This is a genomic window from Actinoplanes sp. NPDC051633 (assembly GCF_040681735.1).
GTDB lineage: Bacteria > Actinomycetota > Actinomycetes > Mycobacteriales > Micromonosporaceae > Actinoplanes.
In genome coordinates, this window is sequence record NZ_JBFAZH010001266.1 from 1 (window position 1) to 2134 (window position 2134).

The 2134-nt window shown below is 70.2% G+C and carries 1 protein-coding gene and 1 pseudogene; both read right to left on the bottom strand.

Translation table 11 applies throughout. From position 1 onward, the window contains the following. Window positions 1–213: pseudogene (locus AB0M20_RS39875) on the bottom strand (phosphatase); the annotation flags it as partial. A 70-nt stretch (window positions 214–283) separates the two neighbouring features. Next, window positions 284–2134, bottom strand: a 1851-nt coding sequence (locus tag AB0M20_RS39880) for a PhoX family phosphatase (protein WP_364306310.1), incomplete at its 5' end; no start/stop codon positions are given.

Genomic DNA, 2134 nt, shown 5'->3' on the forward strand with positions numbered 1-2134 from the left:
GGCGACGCCGGCGCCGACGCCGAGCACCACGGCGCCGAGCGCCCCGGCGCGAAAGATCCCGCGCCGGGACGCGACGATGTCACCGAGGTACGGATTGTCCGAGTCGTTCGGTACGGGGTGGTCGCAGGCGTTGCCGCATCGGTACAGACAGGTCATCGGGTCGCGCCCGCCGGTGTGGCCGAGCAGCGGGAGCAGGCGAGTTCGCACGGTCATGGCGCGACGCTAGGTGCGCAGCCTTGCCGCATCGGATTACCTGGATGAACGACGGATGAACGGGCCCAGCTCAGGTTCCGATCGGACGGCCGTCGAGGCGCCAGGTGACGACCACCGCGGGCTTCGCGAAGTCACCGTCGGGCCACGTCGACGCCGGGTTGTCCAGCGTCGCGCCGGTGATCTCGCCCGGGTGCTGCACGGCCACGAACACCGACCGGTCGTCACCGGTGATGAACGGCCCGCACGTCTCCGCGCCCACCGGCACCGTCAGGAACTGCTTGAGGTGTCCGCGTTCCGGTCCGTCGAGGGCGGTCGCGAAGAGGCCGTCGTTGCTGTCCAACGCGTTGCCGTCGGTGGCGATCCAGAGGTTGCCGGTCGAGTCGAAGGCGACGTTGTCCGGGCAGGAGATCGGCGACACCTTCGTCTTGTCGTACCCGGCGAAGTAGGTGGACGGGTCCGCCGGGTCGCCGCAGACGATCGGCAGCGCCCAGGTGAAGCTCGTCCCGGTGTGGTCGCCGCCGTCCTCGGTGATCTCGAGGATCTGCCCGTGCCGGTTGGCGGGCCGCGGGTTCGCCTCGTCGACGCCGGGATAGCCCGGCAGGCCACGGTTGGTGTTGTTGGTCAGGGCCGCGTAGATCTTGCCGCTCTTCAGGTTGGGCTGGACGTCCTCGGGACGGTCCATCTTCGTCGCGCCGACCGCGTCGCCGGCCAGCCGGGCGTACGTGAGCACCTGCTCCACGGTCATCCCCGGCACGAACGACCGGCCGCCGGACGCCAGCTTGATCCACTGACCGGTGCCGTCGTAGAGGCCGTCCGCCGGGCCGTCGCCCGTCAGCTTCGCCACGTAGAGGGTGCCGGACCCCAGCAGGGTCAGGTTGTGCTTCCGGTCGTGCGGCCGGTACTTCTTCTCGGAGACGAACTTGTAGAGGTACTCGAAGCGCTCGTCGTCACCCATGTACGCGGCCACGTGCCCGCTGCGGGAGACGATGACGTTCGCGCCCTCGTGCTTGAAGCGGCCCATCGCGGTGTGCTTGCGCGGCGTCGACCTCGGGTCGAACGGGTCGATCTCCACGATCCAGCCGAAGCGGTGCGCCTCGTTCGGGTGCTTCGCGAGGTCGAAGCGCTCCTGCGCCCGTTCCCAGCGGCGCGATCCGGATGGATAGCGCGCGGTGGTCAGGATCCCGTAGCGGTTGTAGGTCGGCTTGAGCTCGGCCGGCGCCGTGTCCCCGCCGACGAAGTACTGGTTGAAGTTCTCCTCGCCGGACAGCGCGGTGCCCCACGGCGTCAGGCCGCCCGCGCAGTTGTTCAGCGTCCCGATCGCGCTCATGCCGCGCGGGTCGGCGGCCGTGCGCAGCAGCGGCGACCCGGCCGCCGGGCCGTCGAATCGGAACGGCGTGTCGAGCATCGTGAAGCGCCGGTTGTACGGTCGCCGGCCGGAGCTGACCGCCCGCCACTGGCCGGTCCGTCCGACCCGCTCGAGCTCCACCACGGACATGCCGTGCGCGGCCATCGCCACCTTCACCTGCTCGACGGTCAGCGCCTCCTGCGAGGTGAAACCGGGGAACATCAGCTCCTCGTTGGTGTATTCGTGGTTGGACACCAGCAGGGCGCGGCGCCGGTCGTGGCCGAGCGGGAACACGGCCAGGAAGTCGTTGTTGTAGCCGAACTGGCGCAGCTGCCGGGCGGCGGTCTGGTTGTGCACGTCGAGCCCGGGGACGCCGGGAAAGAGCGGCTCGCCCCAGCGGATCACCACGGCGTGGTCATAACCGTTGGGTACGAGCACGCTGTCGATCTCGTTGGGCGGGATCGGCTTGAAGGTCAGGTCGCCCGTGCCGCCCGGGGAGGGCGCACCCTGGGGAAGAGGTGCGGCCTGTGCCGGCTCGGCGTCGGCGACCGCGGAACCGCCGACGCTGAGCACGAC